Genomic DNA, 22,096 nt, shown 5'->3' with positions numbered 1-22,096 from the left:
CGCTCTCGATTTCGGAGAAAAAAGATGTGGCCTCTTCTAGCCGATCAGAGGGTGCCGGGCAATGACGGGGCCACGATGCCGACCCACAGCCCGCCCACCTGATATGCAGGCGTATCGCACCTATATTGAATATAGGCCGAAATGCTCGGCACTTGTATGATCCGCGCGGGCGGATCAGGCGCCGGCGATACGCGCGCAGAGAAGGCACGAATATGACAGCGCCAACGAGCTTCGAGATCAGGGACGACCGCCGCTACGTTCTGGCGGCCATGATCCTGACTGGCCTTGCCCTTCTCGGTGTGCTCCAGCTCGGCCTGCTGGCGGCTTTTCTGGCCGCGGTCCTCGTCTATGAGCTCGTCCATGTCGTCGCGGGGCGCTTGCGCGTCGGCCGGCTCACGCATCGCGGCGCCAAGCTCATCGCCCTCGCCGCTCTTTCCGTCGCCTTCATCCTGCTGCTCACCACCGGCATCATGGGTCTGACGTCGCTTTTCACCGACAGCTCCGACAACGTAATCGTGCTCCTGCGCCGCATGGCCGAAATTGTTCAGGCAGCAAAGAGCTACATCCCCGTCTGGGCGCATGACTACCTGCCCGCCAATTCCGGGGAATGGCAGACCCAGGCCTCACAATGGCTGCGCGAGAATGCCGGAGCACTGCAAAGTCTCGGCGAGAATTTCGGCCGCCTGATCGTTCACATCATCGTCGGCGCGGTCATCGGCGGACTGGCCGCCATGGGCGACGCGACGCCGGAGCCATCGACCATGCCGCCGCTGCGCGGCGCGCTTCTCGTCAGGGCACAGCTTCTCGGCGAGGCGTTCCGTCGCGTCGTCTTCGCGCAGGTGCGCATATCCGCACTCAACACCACCCTGACGGGTATTTATCTCCTCTTCGTGCTACCCATGTTCGGTATCCACCTGCCGCTGGTGAAAACGATGATCGCAGTGACATTCATCGCAGGGCTTCTGCCTGTCATCGGCAATCTGATCTCGAACACGGTCATCGTCGTGGTGAGCCTCGGCATTTCGGCTTATGCGGCTGCCGGCTCCCTCGTCTTTCTCGTGTGCATGCACAAGCTCGAATATTTCGTCAATGCGCGCATCATCGGCGCGCGCATCAGCTCGCGCGCATGGGAGCTTCTTGTCGTCATGCTTGTGATGGAGTCGGCGTTCGGCGTGGCTGGCGTCATCGCCGCGCCGATCTACTATGCCTATGTGAAGGACGAGCTCTCCGCACGGGGCCTGATCTAACCTTCAAAGGCGCGCGAGACGCCAGGCGGCAAACCAGCCGATCGCTGCAACCGGCACGAAGCAGGCAAAAAGCCAGAAGCTACCCGAAGCCGCCGTCGCAGCGTCGATCCCGTGTCCGAAGCCCAGGAAATTGGCAATTGCCCCCGCTCCCGCCGATCCGGCTGCCCCACCGACAAGCTGCATTGTCGGCACCGCGGATGATGCGACAGCGCGCTCCTCCGTCGGAACGCTGGCAAGCAGCCGGCGCGTCATGAAGGCAAAGCAAAAGCCGAAGCCGCCGCCAAGCAGGACCGCGCAGGCAATCACCTCCGCAAGCGAACCGCGCGGCATGGCGAAAGCAAGGCCCGAGACACCGACGACGATCAAACTCGTCCCGAGCCTTATATAAAACGAATGCCACTCGCTTCTGAGCCCCGCGACGAAGAGCGACGCCACCGTCCAGGTGAAAGCTTCAATGCCGATGACATAGCCCGCAACGAGCGGAGAACTCCCGTGCAATGCCTGCATGATCGCGGAGCCATAAACGCCGAAGCTGATGGTTCCAGCAGAGAGCATGAAGATCATCATATAAGCGGCGGCAGGGACGCTCGAAAGATTGCCGGTCTGCCGCGGCAGAAGCGGAACCGGCGAGCGCCCGTCGAGCCGCACGAAAAACACGAGCATTGCCATACCGGCAAGGCCGAGCAGAGCGGCGCGCGCTGCATCGGGGACGAGACCCGCCGCCGCGATGCAGAGAATGCCAAGCGTCAGCACCGCCAGCTGGCGGAGCGGCAACGGATCGCGCAACAACGCTGCCCCACCCCTGTCGAGCAGCCATATCGCGGCAATGGCAAAGGCAATCCCCTGAAATGCAAAGAGCCAGAACGACCAGCGCCACAGCCCTGCCTCGGCGAAAATGCCGCCGATGAGCGGGCTGAGCAGAGTGGCAACGCCCCAGACACCTGAAACAGCAGCGAGAACGCGGGCAAGCATGTGCTCAGGGAACATGGTGCCAACCGCGACATAGCAAAGACCGACGATCCAGCCTGCACCGACGCCTTGCAGCAGGCGCCCGACAAGGAAGCTCGCGATCTCTGGTGAGGCGGCGCTAATGACGCAGCCGGCCGAATAAGCCAATGCCGCGATGACCATGGCGCGGCGCACGCCGAAGCGTAGGGAAAACTGCCCCGCGCTCGTTCCCGCAATGATCGAGCCCAACATGAAGCCTGCAATCGCCCAGCCGAAATAGGCATAGCCGCCAATGTCGCGGGCGACGCTCGGCATGATCGTGGAGGTCATCAGCGCGTCGGCGGCATTGAGCCAGATGCCGAGGCAAAGAAGCGCAAAACGCGGAAAGCGTCCGCCTCCAAGCACTTCCCTCCAACCCGTCGCCCGCGCCGCCGTTGAGGTCATTTGACCGCTCTATCCTTGTCCAGGTTGGCCGGAGATAGGCGGTCGTCGCGGCTTTGGCAATCTTTCAATCGCCGTTTTATCCGCAGCCGACTGGAAAATTTCAGTTCATCGCATTTTTGCCTACGCAACAGGCAAGCCGAGCTACAAAAGGCACACCACTGCGCTTGCTTGAAGCTGCCGCCTCTACTCCGGCCAATCGTCTATTTAAGGAAGATATCGACTACGCGAAGCACAGCCGGCCCACCGACGACAAGGAAGATCGTCGGCATGATGAAGAGGATCATGGGCAGTGTCATCAATGTCGGCAGCTTGTTGGCGCGCTCCTCCATCTCCAGAAGCGAGGTATTGCGCAACTCGGCAGCAACCACGCGCAGCGCACTCACCAGCGGCGTACCGTACCGAAGCGTCTGCGTCAACGTACTCACAACCGAGCGTGCACTGGGCACTCCGAGCCGCTCTGCAAAATTGTGGAGTGCCTGATCCTGGCTCGGCAGAATTTCAAGATCGGCGGACGTAAGATAGAGCTCTTCAGCGAGATAGGGATTTGTGTGCCGCAACTCTTGCGCCGCGCGCTTGATGCTGTCTTCGAGCGCGAGACCGACCTCGACGCAGATGACAAGCAATTCGAGTGCTTCCGGCAACCCCCTCGCGGCAGTCGCCGCGTGACGCGCCGCCAGTTTCTGTATCACGTAATGCGGCAGCAGCCATCCAGCCATGCCGACTGCAGCCGACATGAGATAATGGAGCGGCGCATTTCTCCCAATGGCCGGAAGATAGGAAGAAAGCAGATAGGAAAGCACTGCCAACGCCACGACAGTGGCCAGCCGCAGCGCCATGTAAGCCGCAACAGCATAACCGATCGGTATTCCCCAGCGTGCGAATATCCGCATCAGTTCATGCTGCTCGCGCTCGGTCATGCCGCCGGGAAGCCCTGACGGTACCTGCGGTTTTCCAAGCTCCATTTCGCCGTTCCTCTCGGCGACCTTGGAGACTTTTTTTGGTTCGACAAGAGCAACCCGGCGGTCGATGGCCTGACGACGGATATGCATGGCGTAAATGACCAAGACGAATCCCGCCCAGATGAGCGCCAGCGCCGCGATGAGCAGCGTTACACCGGGCTGGTTCGTGACAAGGAAACCCATAGCATCCTGTTCCTTACATCCCGCAGCTAAATCCTCGTCGCCCTGCGCATCATCCAGCGCATTGAAAAATAGGCAGCAGCCAGAAACCCTATTGCAAGGCCAATGATGACGTTTCCGCGTGGGTCCGTGGTCAGCGGCGCGAGATAAGCCGGGCTCAGAACCAACAATCCGCCAATGACAACAAATGGAAGCGCGCCCAGCACCATGGCCGAAGTCCGCACCTCCGCCGTCGTCGCCTTCGCCTTCAACCTCGTCGCCTTTCGTTTGCGTACGATATCGGACAGAATTTCCAGGGTCACCGCGATGTTGCCGCCGGTCGAATAGTGCAACGCCACGGCCACGGCGAAGAAACGAAAATCGGGTAGGCCTACACGATCGGCGGCCGACGCGAGCGCTTCGTCAAAACGAGCACCGATCTTTTCCTCGGCCGCAAGCTCGGAAAAAATCCTGTTCACGGGGGGCGGCGCTTCCTCACCGACCGCACGAAATGCGACATTGATCGGCAGGCCCGCCCTGACCATGCGCGTCACCATGTCGACCGCCTCCGGAAACAGATCGGTGAATTGATCCTCGACGCGCCGCTGCTGCGTCTTCAGAACTTGCCTCGGCCCAACATAGAAAGCCGCAACAACGCCGGGCACGACGATATAGATCGGTAGATGCAACAAGGCGGAAAGGAAGAGCCACGCCACGGCAGCGGAGACGACACCGATGGCGATCAGAACGCCGCCACTCACGGTCATTCCCCATCGGTGCGGGATGCCTACGCAAAAGAAACCACGGATGCGATGTGCAATCACCGTTGGCAGAGATAGATCTGCTTCTTCATCCTTTGCGCTCAGCCATGGCGGCAGCGTCGGCGAGAGAAGCTTCGCCCGGCGACGAATATTTCGGTACTTTTCTCTTCTGATAGCAAAGGCGCCAAATGCAGTTCCGGCTCCGAACAGGAGCAGCAGAAATATTGCAATATATGGTATGAGCGTCCTCACTTGCGCTCCGGTGGCTTCGTCGGCGTCAACGCCTCCAGGAATTCATCGCCGAAGCCGTAATATTCAACGCGCGGCAGGAATCGCGGGCGGCCGCCCTCACACTTGAAATATCCATTGAGAGATCCATCCGGATTCTGGCCGACATAACGATAAGTGAACAGAGAGCCCAGCAAGATCGTTTCGTGTTCGATGCCCGCAACCTCAACCACCTCCGTGACACGCCTCACGCCGTCGCGCATACGCTCCGTATGAATGATAAGGTCGAGCGCACTCGCGATCTGCATACGGATCGACTGAAGGGGAACATTCACATTCGCCATCAGGATCATATTTTCGATTCTAGCCAGCGCGTCCCGGGCGGAATTCGAGTGAATTGTCGACATGGAACCGTTGTGGCCGGTATTCATGGCCTGCATCATGTCGAACGCCTCGACACCGCGCACCTCGCCCAGAATGATGCGGTCGGGGCGCATCCGCAGCGCATTGCGCACGAGATCGCGTTGCGTCACTTCGCCCTTTCCCTCGATATTGGCGGGGCGCGTTTCCAACTGGATGACATGCGGTTGCTGCATCTGAAGCTCCGCCGCGTCCTCAATCGTCACAATGCGTTCACCGTGATCGATCATGAGCGAGAGAGCATTGAGAAAGGTGGTTTTCCCCGAGCCTGTGCCACCCGAGACGATAACGTTGAGCCGGCAGCGCGCTGCGATCTCCAATGCGCGCGCCATCTCGCGCGAAACGGTGCCAAGTTCCGTGAACCGCCAGAAATTCATGACATTTCTGGAGAACTTGCGGATCGAGATGCAAGGTCCCTTGAGACTCAATGGCGGAATAATCGCATTGACCCGGCTCCCGTCCGGCAGACGCGCATCGAGCATGGGGCTGGATTCGTCGATACGCCTGCCCACGGAGGACGCGATGCGTTGCGCCACATGCATTACATGCGCATCATTTCGAAAATGAACCGGCGTCAGCTGCAACTTACCCTTGCGCTCGACATAGACCATGCTCGGGCCATTGATCATGACGTCCGACACTGTCTCATCATTCAGGAGTGGCTCAATGGGACCAAGCCCCACCATATCGTCCACAATCAGCTCTGCGAGCGCACGCTGCTCTTCCTGATTGATAAGAAGCTGATGCTGCGCCGCAACTACCGCTATCAGTTCCTCTACACGCTTGCGCAGCATGTCGGGCGATAGACGAACCGCAAGGGCGGGCTCGACCATCGTCAGAACCTGATCCTGAATAAACTCGACGGCCTTGATGTTCGTCTTCAAGCGAGCGGCTACATCCGGCCGTGCTGTGAAGGGCCTCATGTCCGAGGGCGTCTTTGGCTCAGCGGACTCTCCGCCCACGGGCCCTTCCTCGGTTGGCTTTTTGCCGAAAGTGAACGTACTCATCCGCCCAATATCCCACGGAGAAATCCGCGCTTGGGCGCGTGAACCCCTTCGCCCGAAATAATCTGCAGAGCCGGGCCGAGCTCCTGCATGAACGAACGGCATTTCACGACTTCGGTGGCGCCAAGAACCGAGGCACGTCCTACTTCGTGCTTGTATGAAATGACAACATCGGGTGGCGTTCCCACCGCGTGGAGGAACTCATCGAAAGGCAAAGCAAAATCGGCTCCCTTCTTGTTCAGAATATGGAAGGTCGTCCGATTGACGGAATTCGCGCCCAACGCCGTTCGCCAACGCGCGACATCGCGAGCTGCCGTCAATGTGCAATCACTGATCAGGAAGCAGGTGCCTGGTTGCCGCATAAGCCGCGGAAGATGAATTGCGCTGTGCACCGGAAGATCGACGAAGACATAGCGATAGGTGCGCACCAAATTTGTCAGCAAGGAGAGAACCGCGTCTTCTTCATAATGCGCGGCGTCGTCAAGCGGCTCAAGCGAGGCAAGAAGATCGAGCCTGTCGGAGATATGGGTGACACCACGTTCAAGAAAGAGATCGTCGATGCGCTCCGGATGAGCGAGAACTTCGCCAAGCGCACGTTGCGGTTCGACGCCAAGCTGAAGCGCGACATCGCCGGCTTCCAGATCCAGATCGACCAGAACGGTTCGCCGCTTTCGCTCATTTGCCAGATACAGCGACAATTGCGTCGCAATTGTCGTCACGCCGGCGCCACCACGCGTGCCGAGCAGGAGCACCAGCTTTCCAATGCCGATACCGGGGCTCGTTTGCTCGACGGCGCCATTCAGCAACGCATTGCAGGTGTGCCCGACAACATCGCCGACGATAGGCTTGAAGAAATACTCCGAAACGCCCGCATTTTTCAGGCTCCGGTAAAGAACGACGTCGTTGGTCTCTCCGACCACGATCACGCCGACCTGTGGATCGCAAAGCGCGGCCAGCTCGTGAACACGTTCAAGCGGATCATCTACGCCGGAGATGTCGACGATCAGCAGGCGCGGCGATCTCATCTTCGCAAGGTCCTTGATTGCGCCGACAATTCCGCCCTTGCCGATATAGGGGTTCTGGACGCCGATCACATTCAGACGTGTCTGGAGCACATTCTCGCTATAGCTGTCGTTCAGATAGAGCATGGCAACATACGCAGCCTGACCCTGCACCATATCGTCAGTTGTATTTGGACGGCCTTGCATTACTGGTCTCCCGACGAGGAAGAGCCGGACTGTCCGCCCGACGAGGCAGGTGCGCCGAAAATCGAGACTGGCGAGGTTCCCTTGTAGTCGGACTCCGTCTTGACCTTACCCTCCTCATAGCGCCTGACTGCCTGAGCCTCGCGCTCTGCATTCGCGGGCCCGAGCGGGCGTCCTTGCATCAGGTCGCTCTTCTGCTGAACCATATTCTCGATGTTGTTTTTGTTTACACAGCCTCCGCCGAATGTTGGTGCGTTGGCGTGATCACTGACTATGTCAGTTGTCAATCGCCCGCTGCAGGGGTCCGAAGCCACCTCTGCCGCTGCCGGCCCGTGCGGAACCATCATTGCCGAAAGGACGATTGACGCCGCGGCCATGGAGACGACTCGAAACTTACGTCTGCTTTGCGTCATCTGTTCATTCCACAATAAATCCCGCCGCCCCATTGAGATGCGGCTGATTGGGAGAGGCCGGCGTGGGTGTGCCTGCCTTGACAGCGGTCAAGCGGCCCAGCAAGAGCTGCTCCAGATCGCTCGCATAAACGAGGCCGTCCGTCGGTAAGCCCAATGCATCAGGGTTTGATACGGGCTGGACGATATAGGGCGTGACGATGATCACCAGTTCGCTCTCATGCCGCTGGAAGCTCGTCGAACGAAAAAGGGCCCCGAGGACCGGAATGTCGGCAAGCCAGGGAAAATCGCGTACTTCGTTCTGAACATTGTTCTGGAAAAGCCCGGCGATCGCAAAGCTTTGTCCGCTTGCAAGTTCTACCGTCGTTTCCGCCCGCCTTACCGTCACAGCGGGGATCGTGATGTCATTGAGCGTCACAGCACCGTTAGTCGACAGTTCGCTGACTTCCGGACGCACTTTCACGCTGATCCGGTTTCCGTTGAGAACAGTCGGCGTGAAATCGACGCTCACGCCGTAGCGCTTCCATTCGATCGTTATCGCAGATGAACTTAGAGTTCCTTGAGATACCGGCACGGGAAATTCGCCACCTGCCAGAAAGTTCGCTGGCTCACCCGAAGTCGTCGTGAGGTTGGGTTCTGCAAGAATGCTCACGAGCCCTTCTTCCCTCAATGCATCGATGAGCGCAGCCACATTCCAGTTGCCGTTCTTGTAGCCGACACCGAGCGAATCCAGGTTGTTGGAAGAGGTATCGCGAGTAAAGGTGCCGAAGGCCGAAGCCGGCGCGCGACCCGTGAGCAGACCGATGGCAAGTTTGCCGTTGTTGTAAAGCGCATCCCAGTTGAAGCCGAACTCCTTCTGAGCATCGCGCGACACCTCCGCCACGCGCACCCGCAGATTCACCTGCGTCGAGCTTGTGACGCCAGCATTAAGGATCACCTGCTCCTTCGGCCCGAGATATTGCGACGAAATGGCCTTCATCCGGTTGGCGTCGAGCGGAGAGGTGACGCTACCGTTGACTATGATGCCTTTGGGTGTGCTGGAAACGGCCACATTCGCGTCCGGCACGTTGCGGCGTATGTCTGCCGCCGCATCTCCGGTCTGATGCCGGACCAGAACCGAATAACCAGTTGCCTTCCCCGCCCCGTCAAAGACATAGACGGTCGTTGCCCCCGCGCGCTTGCCCAGCACGACGACCGTTTGCGGGTCCGGCACCTGGATATCTGCGACATCAGGGTTGGCTACGAATACCGTAGCCGCGGGTGCGGCAAGATGGATGAGCTTTGCCTTGTCGGCCTCGACGACAACAGATCCCTGCGTCGCGGTCTCTGCGGCATAGGCTCGACCAGAATGCACGGTGAGGCTTACCGCAAAAAGAACGAGGAACAAGCCGATGGAGAGCGCAGACATCATCTGCATGCCGCGGTCTGCGGTCTCGCGCCTTGTACGCCCCGTCCTGTCGGATCGCATCATGAGCTGCATCAATCAGTCCCCACCTTTGAACCGCGTATGATCCGCACCGTACCGCGTGCGCTCGCAACGGAGGTCTCTCGCGCGGGGCGGAATGCCGACGACACCTCGTCAGACCAGACCGGCATTGCGCCCTCGAGCGACACGTCCGAAACGACAAAGCTTCCTTCGAGCGAGCGTAGCGCGAGCGTGACGTGGCCGATCTGCGTTGCCACCAGAAGTCGTTTCGCATCGACCTCCGTGACCTCCAGCGTGATCGTTGTCGGCATCTTCGTTGCGGCGGGCGCCATTGGCACGGCCGCCTCCGCCGGGGTATTTGTCCCCGCGAACCATTGATCGACGGCCAAGACCCGAATGTCCCTGAGAACCGTGCCGTCCACCGCATTCGCAATGCCGTTCGCGTCGCCAAGAGCCTGGGACAATATGACGTCGACATGATCGCCGGGACGCAGAAGGCCGGCCACAATCTGCGCCGGATCGACCGAGAGAGAGACTGCGTACATTCCCGGTGTCAGGGTCGCAGCGAGGAAATTTCGTTCGCCGCGCAGCACCAGCGCGTTGCGCGCAAGCGCCTCACCAACGCCGAAAGCGCGGCGCGCGACGGCGCCGACATAGAGATCCGATGACACCTGACCACGTACGATGTTCGCAGGAGTAATATCGGCGGCGGGTACTTCTTTCCACGCGATCTGATCGGCGCGCAACTGCGCCCCTTGCGGAATATCGGTCGTTACAACGAGAATTGCGGGATGCCGCATGGCTACATCCTCAGGTTGTGGCTTTTCCGCCGGCAACCGGGCCCAGACAATCGCGAGCGCAACTCCAACCAACAGCGCAACGAGCCCCAGCATCAACACGATGTTCCGAAATTGCATCAGATAACCTCGACGAAGAAGTGAAAGGCCAACCCGCCGAGAATGGCGATGGCATATGGCATTGGCTCACCTGCCAAGATCCTCTCGGCTTCTGTCCGTATAAGATTGGAAATGCGTCCTCCCCTCCTCACGCCTGCGTCCTTCACCGGGGTCGCAAGCCGTCTCCGCTTCAACACAAGCTGCGCAGCCAGGTAAAAGCAGCTGAGCAGACCACCTGCCAAGGCGATGCTCAGCAGCAGCGCCACAACCTGGCCCGGCGGCACCAGCAGGGTGGATGCAACGATCAACTTCGCATCGCCACCGCCCATAAAGCCCCAATAGGCAAGCGCCGCCGCGCAGAGATAGACCGCCGTCGTAACGGACAGGCTATGCCAAACGTTCCAGCCCTCGCCGACGCACTGCATCGCGACGCCTGCCGCGCACACGATCAACACCAAAGCGTTTGGGATTATCCTGTCCTGCAGGTCCCGCGCCACGCCCGCAAGCACCGCTGAAAATGCAACGCCCCAGAGCGCTATCGCCGACGTGGTCACGACTGCCTCGCTTCGGCGCCATAGGTGACGGGGAGCAACTCCGCCCAGGCTTCACATTGAGACGAAAGCGCTCCTCAACCCAAGCTGGTTGCGCCAGCGCTTATGTCGGCGTCGAAACTTTACCGGCGATGTAGTTGAACAGCGAGTTGAGATTGGTGCCGAGCAAACCCGCACCAACGATAATTGCCAGCGCCACCAGCGATGCGATCAAGCCATACTCGACCGCGGTAACGCCACTCTCCGACTTGATGGAAAGAGCCGTCGCTATCTTCTTCGAAGTGTCTCTGAGAATGGACATCGCGCACGATCCTCATATGTTATCGCCGGGCAGGTGCCGGCCTTTTTCTCCAGTCTCATCAATAGGTGCTGATCATCCGTTTCCGTAATCGCACCCATTAAGCCTCTTTACAACGCGCCTAATGTCCTGACAGGTCAACAAAGAATTCAGGAAACTGGCATTTCGAATTGCCCACATTGAGACACATTTTGATGAGCATGCCTTAAATTATGAATTTTACCCGGTTCGCGAAATTTCAGTTTTGTCCGCCTACATCTCTTTTATTTTCTTTCGGAAAACATTCCGCCATATCAAACAACCTCAATCTGGCGCATTCTTTACAGTGCCTCACCCGGATGGGATGACCGCAATGCCGATGTCTTTGTCGTCGTTGAAGTTCGTAGCGGTGATACGAAACCTGAAGGCACTCGAAGATGCCGCTTCGCTTCGTGAGATTGCCGATGCCCGGATTCATGCTGGATAAACACAACTGCATCGCCATCCATTACGTTCTGGCCTTTTCAGGGCCAATCGGTCCTGTCGCGATCGACGCGATGCATCTGGAACATCGTCGCAGGCCGTCGCTGGAACATGGCGCCGAATCCGCGGCGAATATGGGCGTCCTGCCGATTATCAACGGCTCACCCAAACTCGTCGATTAGGAGCGATGCGACCATGCGGAGAAACGATGCAGGCACGGCCGCAATTGAATTCGGCCTTCTCGCACCCGTCCTGCTGATCCTTTTGGCGGGACTTGTCGAGGTCGGCTTTTCTATCCGCGAGTCGATGATGGTGCATGAGGCCGTGGAAGCGGGGGCGAGTTACGCCACCCAGTACGGCTGGGACTCCACCGGTATTTCAAACGCGATTACAGGCGCAACCGCCGAGACCGGGATCACGGCAACGCCCTCACCACAAACCTTTTGCGGGTGCCCCACGGCGACCGGCGTCACGACAACCCTCTGCACTGCTACATGCACCGGCGGCGGCAGTCCCGGACAATATGTTCGTGTCGACGCAACTATCCCGCACACGACGATACTGTCCTATCTGGGACTTCCCATTCCGGCGACGCTGACGGCCCATGCCATCGTGAGAATTCAATGAAAAGGCCGGTATGCCTGGGGACAAGCGGCGCCGCAGCGATTGAATTCGCACTCGTCGTTCCACTCGTATTGCTGTTCACGATAGGCATCGTCGATGTCGGGCGTCTTCTCTGGACGCAGACCACCCTCGACCGTGCCGTGCAGGCCGCCGCACGCTGCGCCGCAGTTAACACCACGACTTGCGGTTCCGCCACAAGCATCAAGAATTACGCCGTTACGCAAGCCTATGGCATGAATATAGATAGTAGCGCATTCACCGTTTCAACGGGAACGAGCGACATTTGCGTTTATGCCTCTCTTACGTTCCAGCTCATCATCCCCTGGGTCGGGGATACGGTGAACCTGGCGGCAAAATCCTGCTATCCAACGAGCTGACGGCAGCCTGCCCTGCTATTTAACGACACGCTCCCGCGCGGCCGCATAAAATTGCAGGTTTTTCTCGGTCGTCTGTTCGTCGAGATCAACGCGGTTGAGCGCGCGTGCCGCGTCGTCGTCGCCTTTCAGGCCATAGATAAGCGCAAGGTTCTGGCGGATGCGCGCCGTGGCCTCGGGCGCCCGCGCAATAGGCGTCAGAATGCGGATGGCATCATCATATTGCCCGGTCATAGCGAGCGACAGGGCAAGGTTGCTGGTGGCGCCCATGTCGTGGGGCGTCAAGGCAAGCGCAGCGCGATAGGCCTCTTGCGCCTCCTCATGCCGCGCAAGCATGTCGAGCGCTACTCCCCGTCCGACCATCGCGCGAATATTCTTCGGCGCGATTGCCATCGCCTTGTCCGCATATTCAAGCGCCTTGACGGGATTTGATAGCATCAGCTGCGCCCGCTCCTGGCCGAGCTGTGCATCGAGTTGCGAAGGCGAAGATGATGGAATCTTGTTGAATGTATCGATTGCATCGTAAATGGCACCCATCTCAAGCTGGGTCGAACCTAACTCCGCCATGGCAGCGAAATCATCCGGATTGGCGGCGAGAACACGTTTGTAGAGATCCGTGGCAGATGCAAAGTCACCAACGTCTCTCGCCGCACGGGCAAGCCTGAGCGGCGCGCCGCCCCGATCAACGGCAGCCTGGGCGTCCTTCTTCGCCAATGCCGCGCCCTTGCCCTGAATGTCGAGATCGGCGCATCCGGCAAGCAACAACGCAGCCGAAAGGCAGGCAAATGCCGCCTTTCTGAACTTCCCATTTTTCCGTGAGCGTATCATCATGGCGCACATCCTTTTTGAACGGCCGCCTGAAATCCTAGTTCAGCTCGCTTCGCTGTACCAGTCGTCCACACCAAAATGTCAACGAACTTTGCCTGATATTGTTTCATATTGCGACGTCAAGCATTCCGCTTTTGCAACGAACATCCATGTCACATCGGAATACTTTGCCCCTGCGCTACAATAGTCACCGCTCGCGCGCGGTCAGTCGCCGCACTACTTTTGCAAAGGCGCGTATGCCCAGAAATTCCGGTTTCCCGGGCATCATCGCGCGTCCGACGAGACGAGCTTTGCGATTGACGCCTTGATCCAGCATGCCCTCAACGAAGGTTCACCCAGAAAAATCCGAAGCGCGTCTATGGAATGCGCTAGCGAGCTTCTGGCGTCCCATTGCTTTCTTTGGGCTCTTTAGCCTCGCGATCCTCGCAACCGACTATTTCATCGCACAAAACGAGCTGGATGCGCTGAAGCGTTACGCCAGCGAAGACCTCTCGGTCGTGGCGCGCCTCAATAGCGAAGCGATTACTCACTGGGTAGAAAGCCGCATTTCCGATGCTGAGGTGCTCGCCAGGCAGATCTCTTTAACGCGCGATATCGAGGTATGGCTTTCTGACGGCTCACCAGCGGATGATCGCGCCGAGAGAATTCGGTTGCGCATGGCTACCATGGGTGTCTACCGGAATTACGGCGAGATTTTTCTCTCCAACACCACCGGCATAGCGCTTTTGAGCGCGGACGGTGGGGCCCCGACAATCGACCCATTTATCCGTCAACTCGAAAGCGCGGCTCTGCAGACCCGCACGCCACAAATCTCCAACATCCGGCTTGTGCCTGAGCATCCTGATTCCACCGAAATCATCATATGCGCGCCTGTTATGTCCCAACGGGACGCGCGCAAGGCCATTGCGGTTGTCTTTTTCATAATAGATCCACAGCTCGACCTCTTCTCCCTGATCGACAGGTGGCCCGGGAAGAGCCTCACAGCCGAAACCAACATCGTGATGCGTGTCGGCGATGCCGTGCAGTTCCTCACGACCCCACGCCACGCCACGGCCCCCTCCTCTCTACGGCGTCCACGCCTGCTGCAGTTACCCCTCGCATCGGATACCCCCGCCGGTGCCGCCGCCCGGGGCTTCAGGGGCACCATGGAAGGTGTGGACTATCGCGGCGCGTCCGTGTTGGCGACCATTACCGATGTACCGAAGACGCCTTGGCTGTTGGAGACCAAGGTCGACGCCGATGAACTTTATGCACCTTTTCGAAGGCTGCGCATGATCGGCCTTGGGGGTGCCGTGCTGCTCATCCTCATAGCAGGCGTTTCACTTCTGGAAATTTTACGACGGGAACAGGCCGACCTGATTGTCCGACAACTGAGGGCGGAGCTGCGCGAGCGCGAAATATCGCAGCGGTTTGATCACCTCAGCAAAAACACCGACGAAATTATTCTACTCGTCGATGATGCCGGACGGGTGAAAGAAGCCAATGAGCGCGCGCTCTCCGCTTATGGATATGCGGCTGACGAATTGATCGGGCGATCTGCGCAGGATTTGCATACCGCCGGCACCAGTCCCGACTACCTCAATCCAGACAGGATGCGCACCGACCGAGACGGCTCTCCCTCGGTGTTCGAAAGCGTCCAGAGGCGCAAGGACGGGAGCGTTTTTCCAGTCGAGATCAAAGCGCGCTGGACAAAGACCGGTGGCAAGCGCTGGCTACAGCTCATCATCCGCGACATCACCGAAAGACGCGAACGAATAGACGCACTCACCCAATTGGCCATGATCGTCGATTCGTCAGGTGGCGCGATCGTTGGCGAAGACCTGAGTGGCAACATCAAAACCTGGAATCCCGCCGCGGAAAAACTGTTCGGCTACAGCGCGTCCGAAATCGTAGGCCGTTCCGCCAATATCCTTCTGCCGCCGGATCGCCCGAATGAAATCGCGCAGTTAATCGAAAAAGTACGCGCGGGCCACGAGGTCAACGGATACGAAACCGTCCGACGGCGCAAGGACGGCACCCTCGTCAACGTCTCGCTCATATACTCCCCCATCTATAATTCAGAAGGCATCCTTGCAGGCATTTCAGCTATCGTCATCGACATCACCGAGCGCGTGAAAGCCAGAAGAATTGCCGAGCACACCTCACGTGCCCTACTGACGCTCAGCCGCGCAAATGAGGCGCTCATCCGTGCTGCCAGCGAACAGGAACTCTTTCAGAATATGTGCCGGGTCATCACCGAAGCGGGCGGCTACAGGATGGCATGGATCGGAACTCCTCGGAACGACCCGGAGAAATTACTCCTTCCCGTAGCTTCGAGCGGTACGGACGAAGATTATCTGAAGTCAGCCAAGGTCACCTGGTCCGATACGGAAAGGGGGCAAGGCCCGACGGGAACCGCGTTCAGGACCGGTACCACCCAGATCAACCAGAATTTCGCAAATAATCCGCGCGTCGCGCTCTGGCGAGACGCGGCACTGCAACGAGGCTATGGCTCGAGCATCGCACTGCCCTTAAAGGTCGCGGATGGACGCGTATACGGAACATTGACGATCTACGCTAATGAAACCGACGCCTTCGGCGCCGATGAAGTCGGACTTCTGGAGGAACTGGCGAACGACCTTGCGTTTGGCGTCGAAACGATCGAAGACCGGCTTGCACGCGAAGAATACACGGCCAATATGGCGGAGGCCATGGAGGGCACCATCGCAGCGGTCGCCAACACCGTCGAGATGCGCGACCTCTACACAGCCGGCCATCAGCGCCGCGTTACCGAAATCGCGGAGGCGATTGCGCGCAAGATGGGGCTCCCCGCCGACAGAATTCGCGGCCTCCACTTCGCAGGGCTCGTCCACGATCTAGGCAAGATCAACGTGCCAGCTGAGATTCTGAGCAAACCCGCAAGGCTCACCGACGTCGAATACGAACTCATCAAGACACATCCGCAAACCGGCTACGACATTCTGAAACATGTAAAGTTTCCCTGGCCCATTGCGCAGATCATCCTTCAGCACCACGAACGCATGGATGGCTCCGGATATCCCAATGGCCTCAAGGGAGACGAGATTCTTCTCGAAGCGCGCATCATCGCGGTGGCCGACGTAATCGACGCCATGACGTCGCACCGGCCCTATCGCCCGGCTCTGGGCCTTGAAGCAGCGCTGGCCGAGATCAAACAAGGAAGCGGGACGATTTACGATCCGTCCGTCGTCAAAGCTTGTGTTGAGGTCATCGAATCGGGCGACGCGAAGTTCACCGCATCAGAGTCGGAACCCGAACGCACTTCGCGATAATGCACTAGGGTAAGTCGACGCTGGCCGCCTCCGGCGCCAACATCTTCTTTTTGAGATCTAGTGCGACATCAAGGATCATGTCTTCCTGGCCACCGACCATGCGCCGCCGTCCGAGCTCGAGGAGGATCTGGCGCACATCGAGGCCGTGGGTTCCGGCGGCCTTTTCGGCATGGCGCAGGAAGCTCGAATAGACGCCTGCATAGCCAAGGCTCAGCGTCTCGCGGTCAACGCGGACGGGCCGGTCCTGCAACGGGCGGACAAGGTCTTCGGCAGCATCCATCAGCCTGAAAAGGTCGGTGCCATGCTCCCAGCCATAGACATCGGCGGCGGCGATGAACACTTCGAGCGGCGCATTGCCCGCGCCTGCGCCCATGCCCGCGAGGGAGGCGTCGATGCGGATGGCGCCGTTCTGCACCGCAGCGATCGAGTTCGCGACGCCGAGGCTCAGATTGTGATGCGCATGGATGCCGCGCTCGGTCTCGGGCTTCAGCACCCGGTCATAGGCCTGAAGACGCTCGGCGACCCCGTCCATGGTCAGCGCTCCGCCCGAGTCCGTCACATAGACGCAATGGGCGCCATAACTCTCCATCAGCTTCGCCTGCCCCGCCAAGGCTTCCGGCGCGCTCATGTGGCTCATCATCAGGAAGCCCGAGACATCCATGCCGAGGTTCCGCGCCGCCTCGATATGCTGCTTCGAGATGTCGGCCTCGGTGCAATGCGTTGCCACACGCACAGACCGTACTCCGAGGTCATAGGCGTGGCGGAGGTCATGCACTGTGCCGATGCCGGGAAGCAGCAGCGTCGTCACCGTGGCATGCTTGACCACACCGGCGACCGCCGCGATCCACTCCCAGTCGGTATAGGCGCCGAAGCCATAATTGAAGCTCGAGCCCGACAGGCCGTCGCCATGCGCCACTTCGATGGCGTCGACCTTCGCTTCGTCGAGCGCGATGGCAATCGCCCGCACATGGTCGAGGTCGTACTGGTGCCGGATCGCATGCATGCCGTCGCGCAGCGTCACGTCCTGGATGTAGAGCTTGCTCATTCGGCGGCCCTCCTGAGCCCGCGCTCGACCATGCGCTCGGCGGTCTTCAACGCCGCCGAGGTCATGATGTCGAGATTGCCGGCATAGGCCGGCAGGTAGTGGGCCGCGCCCTCGACCTCAAGGAACACCGTCACCTTGAGGCCGGCAAAGGCCTCGCCCATTTCGGGGATATAGAGCCGGCTGTTGTGGCCGATGCGCTCGAACTGCACCTTCTGCTTCAGCCTGTAACCCGGCACATAGGACTGCACCTCGCGCACCATCTCCTCGACCGAGGCCTCGATGGCCGCCTCGACCGCGTCGTCGCAGAGGCAATAGACCGTGTCGCGCATGATCAGCGGCGGTTCGGCCGGGTTCAACACGATGATCGCCTTGCCGCGCTTCGCGCCGCCGACGACCTCGATCGCCTTCGAGGTCGTCTCGGTGAACTCGTCGATATTGGCCCGCGTGCCGGGGCCTGCCGACTTCGAGGCGATGGAGGCTACGATCTCGCCGTAATGGACCGGTGCGACGCGGTTCACCGCGGCCACGATCGGGATTGTCGCCTGCCCGCCGCAGGTCACCATGTTGACGTTGGGCGCATCGAGGTTCGCGTCGAGATTGACGGGCGGCACGGTATAGGGCCCGATGGCCGCCGGCGTCAGATCGATCACGCGCTTGCCATGCGCGCGCAACACGGCGTCGTGATGCGCATGCGCACCCGCCGAGGTCGCGTCGAAGACGATCGCGATCTCGTCGAAGCCCGGCATCTTCACCAGACCTTCGACGCCCTCCGCCGTCACTGGCACGCCCATCCGCGCCGCCCGCTTCAACCCGTCCGACTCCGGGTCGATACCCACAAAGGCCCCCATCTCCAGCACCTGCGACAACCGCATCACCTTGATCATCAGGTCCGTCCCGATGTTCCCGGAACCGATGATCGCGACCTTGACCTTTGAAGACATGACTCGTTCCAATGACAAATTTCAGCTATGCGACAAAGCTGACGCCGAAAGGCGAGAAGCCCTGGATCTCGACGGTGAAGTAGTCGCCGGCGGCCACGGAGACCATCGGCCCCAGCGCACCGGAAAGCACAATGTCACCCGCCTCAAGCGGTCGCCCGACCTCGGCCATCTTGCGTGCGAGCCAGAGCGCCGCGACGAGCGGATGGCCGAGGCAGGCAGCACCGACCCCGAGAGAGGCATGCACCCCGTTCCTCGACATCAGCATCCCGCAGAGCTTCAGGTCCACATCGCAGATCTTGCGCGGATTGGTGCCGAGGGCAAAGCCGCCGGCCGACGCATTATCCGCAATCGTGTCGGCGAGTGTGATCTTCCAGTCGGCGATGGCGCTGTCGACGATCTCGACCGAGGCCAGCGCATAGCCGATGGCCGACATGAGTTCCGTCAGCGTTGCATCGGGCGAACGGATTTCGCTCTCCATGACGAAGGCGATCTCCGCCTCGATCCGAGGCTGCAGGAAAGGCTTCACGGATATCTCATCGCCATCCTTGTAGGCGAGATCTCCCCAGAGCATGCCGTAGTCGGGCTCGCTGACGCCAAGCTGCTGCTGCACTGCCTTCGACGTCAGGCCGATCTTCCGTCCCACGATCCGGCGGCCCTCCGCAACCCAGCGCCCGGTGTTGATGTCCTGGACCCCATAGGCCGCCACAGGATCGGCGAGACCATACGTCGCACTCAGCGGCGGAATGGACTTACCAATCCGCCGCGCATCGTAAAGTGCGTCCGCCATCACTTGTGACGACGCTACGCCGGTCGTATTCGAAACCATGACCGATCCCTCCCTGATCAATCTCAGGCGCTGAAGAAGCCCGTGACGGTTCGGTTGAACTCTTCGGCATGCTCCCACTGCGCCCAATGCCCGCATTGCGGCATGACGAAGAGCCGCGCGCGCGGGATCTGCTTCAGAAGCGGGAAAGCCATGTCGATCGGCATCACGCGATCCTCACGCCCCCAGATCATGAGCGTTTCATGCGGCAACTTCGTCAACCGCGCGTCACGCCAGAGTTCTTCCGGCGGCGTCTTGGGATTGGGACGCATCGGCGGGTTCGCGATAATGCGCGGGTCGAGGGCGACTTCCATGCGCTGCTTCAACAACTCTTCCGTGATCTGGGAAGGATCGTAGACGAACTGTCCGATAAAGCCCTTGAGACGCTCCAGCGACGGCCCGGGAGCGTCATAGAAGAAGAGCAGCGTCTTGATGCCTTCGGTCGGGAATGTGCTGAAAACCGGCAGGCTGCCGCCTGTACCCATAAGCACCATGCGATCGACCATCTCGGGATGTTCGAGCGCGAGCTTGAGCGTCACCATGCCGCCGAGTGAGTTGCCGATGAAATGCGCCTTCTCCAGTCCGAGTGCGCGCAGAAAGGCTGCCATCGTTTCGGCATACCAGCCAGGCATGGGACTGCCCAGCGGCTTCATGTCCGACTTCCCGAAGCCGGGAAGATCGGGACAGATAACGCGAAAGTGCTTCGACAGGGGTCCCATGTTGCGGTTGTAATTCGACCAGCCGCCAGCGCCGGGGCCACCACCATGGATGAGGATCAGCGGCGCACCCGTTCCCGCCTCGTTGTAGTGAACCTTTACGCCATTGGCCTCAACGAACTTGCTCGTTTCGGCCTCAGTCAGAACATGTGTGTCAGGCATTCGTCTCTCCTGCTTTGATTTTTCCGATCGGGATTGTTCGTCCCGGGCATTCATCTATCTCTTGCGTATCCTGCGGCTGGCGAATGGAGCGTTTTCTGCGCTGAATTCAGGCGCGCTTGTGCCCCCAGTCGCTGAGCTGCGAATACGAAACGATTTTCCAGTTCTCGTCATCGACGACGATACCGCCATGGCCGAACTCCATGGCAAAGCCCGATGGCGTCTGTACGTAGAACGAGAACATCTTGTCGTTGGGGTGATGGCCGAGCGAAAGCACCACCGGCAATCCGGCCTTCAGAACACGATCATATGCAAGGCCGACATCATCGAAATCCTTCACCTGAATCATGAAGTGATTGAGGCGCTTCGGGCCGGGGATCATGGCCGTGGCGAGCGAATGATGACGCCCGGTAGCGGAATGAAAGAAGGTCGCGTCCACGACGAATCCGGGAGCCACTTCCTCTCGAATGTAATCGGTGATCTTCAGTCCAAGAATGCTTTTGTAGAAATTCACCGAGGCTGCGTAGTCGTTCGTTCCTGGCAGAATGTGCCCCATGCCGAGCCGGCCGGTTTCAAAACCGGCGCCGCGCAACATGTGAGAGCGGAAGGGGTTTGAGAGCGAAGCGACGCGCGGACCGTAAAAGAACTCGTGCTTGAAGCCCATCGGGTCATCGCAGACATAGATTCTCTCGACGCAGCGGCGCGCGGCGAGTTCCTCGCCGCCATCCGCGATGCCGACACCCGATTTTCTCAGGGCGTCGACATATTCGTCGAGCTCGTCCTCGGTATCGAGTTCCCAGCCAGCCGCGAGAATATCGTCTGCCGCGTTCGTCTCCAACGCGATGCGATGTTCATATTCGTCCATCCGCAATGCCATCGCATCGTCGGTTTTATGACCGATCTGCAATCCGGCGATGTTGACGGCGAAATCTTCCCACGCGGCGAGATCGCTGACTCCGAAAACCACATAGCCCAAATTCGACAGTTCGGCCATGTCACATCCCTCCCGTTCCAGACCCGGATTGGCCGGGCCATAACTTCTTCGCCTATTTTGCAAATCGCTCGGCAAGCCCGCGCCCGCCAGCGGGCCCGCCAAAGCCGCGTATGCCGATACCGCCGTCATAGTTGAGGAGACTGCCTGTTGCGGGCACGGTGTCGCCGCGCGTCGCAAAGAAGACATAGGCACCCGTGTATTCCTCCGGCGTTGGCAGACGGCCGATCGGAAGAATGGGCCCCGCCATCTTCGGCAGGTCGATACTTTCGATCGAGCGCTCGGCCATACCGAGCGAAGCAGGACCGCGGAGATCGGTGCCGATGCCACCCGGCGCCACGCCATTGACACGGACCGACGGCGCGAACTCATAGGCAAGTTGGCGCACCAAACCGACCACCGCGTGTTTGGTCGCCGTGTAGAGCGGACCGCCGCCGTCGGGATAGAAGCCTGCATTGGAGATCGTGAAGATCAACGAGCCCTGGCTCCTCACGAGCGCGGGTAACGCCGCCTTGGCGATCAACATGTAGCCCTTCACATTGACCTGAAAGAGTTCGTCGAAAGCCTCATCGATATTTTCCGGCGGCAGATCGACCAGTGGGACCGAATAGTCCCAGATGCCCGCATTGCCGACGGCGCTATCGAGCGAACCGAATGCGGCGACGCAATCGCGAACCGCAGCCTCATTGTCTGCGAAGGAACGCACATCGCCGGCAGAGCAGCAGACGCGATTACCATGATCCGACTTCAACTGATCGAGTCTCTCGCGCGAGCGATCGAGCACCCCTACCCGCGCGCCCTCGGCGACAAAGCGATCAACGATCGCGCGCCCAAGCCCGGAAGCACCGCCGGTTATCAACGCCACCTGTCCATCCAAGCGTCCCACG

Annotated in this window: 22 protein-coding genes; 5 read left to right on the top strand and 17 right to left on the bottom strand. The window is 59.7% G+C overall.

Going from position 1 to position 22,096, the window contains the following annotated elements:
• Nucleotides 1-212: 212 nt before the first annotated feature.
• Nucleotides 213-1,247 (top strand): AI-2E family transporter, encoded by a 1,035-nt coding sequence (locus F2P47_RS14850; RefSeq protein ID WP_152217166.1) that lies wholly within the window; start codon nt 213-215, stop codon nt 1,245-1,247.
• Nucleotides 1,248-1,250: 3 nt separating this feature from the next.
• Here F2P47_RS14850 and F2P47_RS14845 read toward each other — a convergent pair whose 3' ends face one another.
• The 10 genes from F2P47_RS14845 to F2P47_RS14800 all read right to left on the bottom strand — a co-directional run bounded on the left by F2P47_RS14845 (nt 1,251) and on the right by F2P47_RS14800 (nt 10,959).
• Nucleotides 1,251-2,639, bottom strand: a complete 1,389-nt coding sequence (locus F2P47_RS14845) for an MFS transporter (RefSeq protein WP_152217165.1) — start codon at nt 2,637-2,639, stop codon at nt 1,251-1,253.
• 200 nt (nt 2,640-2,839) lie between these two features.
• On the bottom strand, nt 2,840-3,781 hold the full coding sequence (locus F2P47_RS14840) for a type II secretion system F family protein (protein ID WP_152217164.1): 942 nt from the start codon (nt 3,779-3,781) through the stop codon (nt 2,840-2,842).
• 26 nt (nt 3,782-3,807) lie between these two features.
• Nucleotides 3,808-4,524, bottom strand: coding sequence for a type II secretion system F family protein (locus F2P47_RS14835; RefSeq protein ID WP_152217163.1), 717 nt, complete (start codon nt 4,522-4,524; stop codon nt 3,808-3,810).
• Between the two features lie 242 nt (nt 4,525-4,766).
• Entirely contained in the window at nt 4,767-6,173 is a 1,407-nt protein-coding gene (locus tag F2P47_RS14830) for a TadA family conjugal transfer-associated ATPase (RefSeq protein ID WP_246176914.1), read from the bottom strand.
• On the bottom strand, nt 6,170-7,378 hold the full coding sequence (locus F2P47_RS14825) for a CpaE/TadZ family protein (protein ID WP_152217162.1): 1,209 nt from the start codon (nt 7,376-7,378) through the stop codon (nt 6,170-6,172). The genes F2P47_RS14830 and F2P47_RS14825 overlap by 4 nt, the downstream gene beginning before the upstream one ends.
• Entirely contained in the window at nt 7,378-7,719 is a 342-nt protein-coding gene (locus F2P47_RS14820; RefSeq protein ID WP_246176917.1) for a CpaD family pilus assembly lipoprotein, read from the bottom strand. Before F2P47_RS14820 ends, F2P47_RS14825 begins: the two co-directional genes overlap by 1 nt.
• A 73-nt stretch (nt 7,720-7,792) precedes the next feature.
• A complete protein-coding gene (locus F2P47_RS14815; protein ID WP_185681141.1) occupies nt 7,793-9,202 on the bottom strand; it encodes a type II and III secretion system protein family protein in 1,410 nt (469 codons plus the stop codon).
• Between the two features lie 62 nt (nt 9,203-9,264).
• Nucleotides 9,265-10,128 carry a Flp pilus assembly protein CpaB gene (gene cpaB / locus F2P47_RS14810; RefSeq protein ID WP_152217159.1) on the bottom strand — a complete coding sequence of 288 codons (864 nt, stop codon included), beginning with the start codon at nt 10,126-10,128 and terminating at the stop codon, nt 9,265-9,267.
• The gene (locus F2P47_RS14805) at nt 10,128-10,661 is read right to left on the bottom strand and encodes an A24 family peptidase (RefSeq protein WP_185681140.1); all 534 of its coding nucleotides are present in this window, start codon (nt 10,659-10,661) and stop codon (nt 10,128-10,130) included. Before F2P47_RS14805 ends, cpaB begins: the two co-directional genes overlap by 1 nt.
• A gap of 100 nt (nt 10,662-10,761) precedes the next feature.
• Complete coding sequence (locus F2P47_RS14800) at nt 10,762-10,959, bottom strand: Flp family type IVb pilin (protein WP_152217157.1); 198 nt, start codon at nt 10,957-10,959, stop codon at nt 10,762-10,764.
• Between the two features lie 452 nt (nt 10,960-11,411).
• Here F2P47_RS14800 and F2P47_RS17740 point away from each other — a divergent pair, with 452 nt between their 5' ends.
• The 3 genes from F2P47_RS17740 to F2P47_RS14785 are packed head-to-tail and all read left to right on the top strand — an operon-like array spanning nt 11,412 to nt 12,419.
• Nucleotides 11,412-11,600: a hypothetical protein gene (locus tag F2P47_RS17740; RefSeq protein ID WP_185681139.1), complete on the top strand. Its 189-nt coding sequence runs from the start codon at nt 11,412-11,414 to the stop codon at nt 11,598-11,600.
• A 13-nt stretch (nt 11,601-11,613) separates the two neighbouring features.
• On the top strand, nt 11,614-12,045 hold the full coding sequence (locus tag F2P47_RS14790) for a TadE/TadG family type IV pilus assembly protein (RefSeq protein ID WP_185681138.1): 432 nt from the start codon (nt 11,614-11,616) through the stop codon (nt 12,043-12,045).
• The gene (locus F2P47_RS14785) at nt 12,042-12,419 is read left to right on the top strand and encodes a TadE/TadG family type IV pilus assembly protein (protein WP_185681137.1); all 378 of its coding nucleotides are present in this window, start codon (nt 12,042-12,044) and stop codon (nt 12,417-12,419) included. Before F2P47_RS14790 ends, F2P47_RS14785 begins: the two co-directional genes overlap by 4 nt.
• 15 nt (nt 12,420-12,434) lie before the next feature.
• Here F2P47_RS14785 and F2P47_RS14780 read toward each other — a convergent pair whose 3' ends face one another.
• Nucleotides 12,435-13,247 (bottom strand): tetratricopeptide repeat protein, encoded by an 813-nt coding sequence (locus F2P47_RS14780; RefSeq protein ID WP_185681136.1) that lies wholly within the window; start codon nt 13,245-13,247, stop codon nt 12,435-12,437.
• A 311-nt stretch (nt 13,248-13,558) separates the two neighbouring features.
• Here F2P47_RS14780 and F2P47_RS14775 point away from each other — a divergent pair, with 311 nt between their 5' ends.
• Nucleotides 13,559-16,534, top strand: coding sequence for a PAS domain S-box protein (locus F2P47_RS14775; protein WP_152217152.1), 2,976 nt, complete (start codon nt 13,559-13,561; stop codon nt 16,532-16,534).
• Nucleotides 16,535-16,538: 4 nt separating this feature from the next.
• On the opposite strand, the gene dmpG is transcribed toward F2P47_RS14775, so the two are convergent.
• The 6 genes from dmpG to hcaB all read right to left on the bottom strand — a co-directional run bounded on the left by dmpG (nt 16,539) and on the right by hcaB (nt 22,095).
• Entirely contained in the window at nt 16,539-17,579 is a 1,041-nt protein-coding gene (gene dmpG, locus F2P47_RS14770; protein ID WP_152217151.1) for a 4-hydroxy-2-oxovalerate aldolase, read from the bottom strand.
• The gene (locus F2P47_RS14765; RefSeq protein WP_152217150.1) at nt 17,576-18,520 is read right to left on the bottom strand and encodes an acetaldehyde dehydrogenase (acetylating); all 945 of its coding nucleotides are present in this window, start codon (nt 18,518-18,520) and stop codon (nt 17,576-17,578) included. Before F2P47_RS14765 ends, dmpG begins: the two co-directional genes overlap by 4 nt.
• Before the next feature lie 25 nt (nt 18,521-18,545).
• A complete protein-coding gene (locus F2P47_RS14760; protein WP_185681135.1) occupies nt 18,546-19,346 on the bottom strand; it encodes a 2-keto-4-pentenoate hydratase in 801 nt (266 codons plus the stop codon).
• A gap of 23 nt (nt 19,347-19,369) precedes the next feature.
• Nucleotides 19,370-20,221, bottom strand: a complete 852-nt coding sequence (locus tag F2P47_RS14755) for an alpha/beta fold hydrolase (RefSeq protein ID WP_152217149.1) — start codon at nt 20,219-20,221, stop codon at nt 19,370-19,372.
• A 106-nt stretch (nt 20,222-20,327) separates the two neighbouring features.
• Nucleotides 20,328-21,212 carry a VOC family protein gene (locus F2P47_RS14750; protein WP_152217148.1) on the bottom strand — a complete coding sequence of 295 codons (885 nt, stop codon included), beginning with the start codon at nt 21,210-21,212 and terminating at the stop codon, nt 20,328-20,330.
• Nucleotides 21,213-21,264: 52 nt separating this feature from the next.
• Nucleotides 21,265-22,095: a 3-(cis-5,6-dihydroxycyclohexa-1,3-dien-1-yl)propanoate dehydrogenase gene (hcaB, locus tag F2P47_RS14745; protein WP_152217147.1), complete on the bottom strand. Its 831-nt coding sequence runs from the start codon at nt 22,093-22,095 to the stop codon at nt 21,265-21,267.
• Between the last annotated feature and the right edge of the window lies 1 nt (nt 22,096).

Origin of the sequence: Parvibaculum sedimenti (assembly GCF_009184905.1) — a bacterium.
GTDB classification, from domain to species: domain Bacteria; phylum Pseudomonadota; class Alphaproteobacteria; order Parvibaculales; family Parvibaculaceae; genus Parvibaculum; species Parvibaculum sedimenti.
The sequence above is the reverse complement of the archived record's forward strand: the minus strand, read 5'-3'. Positions and strand labels throughout refer to the sequence as shown.

What these genes read in the sequence shown, in the direction of transcription:
- dmpG (WP_152217151.1), bottom strand. Translation starts at nt 17,579, where the DNA reads ATGAGCAAGCTCTACATCCAGGACGTGACGCTGCGCGACGGCATGCAT.
- F2P47_RS14825 (WP_152217162.1), bottom strand. Translation starts at nt 7,378, where the DNA reads ATGCAAGGCCGTCCAAATACAACTGACGATATGGTGCAGGGTCAGGCT.
- F2P47_RS14760 (WP_185681135.1), bottom strand. Translation starts at nt 19,346, where the DNA reads ATGGTTTCGAATACGACCGGCGTAGCGTCGTCACAAGTGATGGCGGAC.
- cpaB (WP_152217159.1), bottom strand. Translation starts at nt 10,128, where the DNA reads ATGCAATTTCGGAACATCGTGTTGATGCTGGGGCTCGTTGCGCTGTTG.
- F2P47_RS14755 (WP_152217149.1), bottom strand. Translation starts at nt 20,221, where the DNA reads ATGCCTGACACACATGTTCTGACTGAGGCCGAAACGAGCAAGTTCGTT.
- F2P47_RS14790 (WP_185681138.1), top strand. Translation starts at nt 11,614, where the DNA reads ATGCGGAGAAACGATGCAGGCACGGCCGCAATTGAATTCGGCCTTCTC.
- F2P47_RS14820 (WP_246176917.1), bottom strand. Translation starts at nt 7,719, where the DNA reads ATGGTTCCGCACGGGCCGGCAGCGGCAGAGGTGGCTTCGGACCCCTGC.
- F2P47_RS14840 (WP_152217164.1), bottom strand. Translation starts at nt 3,781, where the DNA reads ATGGGTTTCCTTGTCACGAACCAGCCCGGTGTAACGCTGCTCATCGCG.
- F2P47_RS14780 (WP_185681136.1), bottom strand. Translation starts at nt 13,247, where the DNA reads ATGATGATACGCTCACGGAAAAATGGGAAGTTCAGAAAGGCGGCATTT.
- F2P47_RS14835 (WP_152217163.1), bottom strand. Translation starts at nt 4,524, where the DNA reads ATGACCGTGAGTGGCGGCGTTCTGATCGCCATCGGTGTCGTCTCCGCT.
- F2P47_RS14785 (WP_185681137.1), top strand. Translation starts at nt 12,042, where the DNA reads ATGAAAAGGCCGGTATGCCTGGGGACAAGCGGCGCCGCAGCGATTGAA.
- F2P47_RS14830 (WP_246176914.1), bottom strand. Translation starts at nt 6,173, where the DNA reads ATGAGTACGTTCACTTTCGGCAAAAAGCCAACCGAGGAAGGGCCCGTG.
- F2P47_RS14765 (WP_152217150.1), bottom strand. Translation starts at nt 18,520, where the DNA reads ATGTCTTCAAAGGTCAAGGTCGCGATCATCGGTTCCGGGAACATCGGG.
- F2P47_RS14775 (WP_152217152.1), top strand. Translation starts at nt 13,559, where the DNA reads ATGCCCTCAACGAAGGTTCACCCAGAAAAATCCGAAGCGCGTCTATGG.
- F2P47_RS14800 (WP_152217157.1), bottom strand. Translation starts at nt 10,959, where the DNA reads ATGTCCATTCTCAGAGACACTTCGAAGAAGATAGCGACGGCTCTTTCC.
- F2P47_RS17740 (WP_185681139.1), top strand. Translation starts at nt 11,412, where the DNA reads ATGCTGGATAAACACAACTGCATCGCCATCCATTACGTTCTGGCCTTT.
- F2P47_RS14815 (WP_185681141.1), bottom strand. Translation starts at nt 9,202, where the DNA reads ATGCAGATGATGTCTGCGCTCTCCATCGGCTTGTTCCTCGTTCTTTTT.
- F2P47_RS14845 (WP_152217165.1), bottom strand. Translation starts at nt 2,639, where the DNA reads ATGACCTCAACGGCGGCGCGGGCGACGGGTTGGAGGGAAGTGCTTGGA.
- F2P47_RS14850 (WP_152217166.1), top strand. Translation starts at nt 213, where the DNA reads ATGACAGCGCCAACGAGCTTCGAGATCAGGGACGACCGCCGCTACGTT.
- F2P47_RS14750 (WP_152217148.1), bottom strand. Translation starts at nt 21,212, where the DNA reads ATGGCCGAACTGTCGAATTTGGGCTATGTGGTTTTCGGAGTCAGCGAT.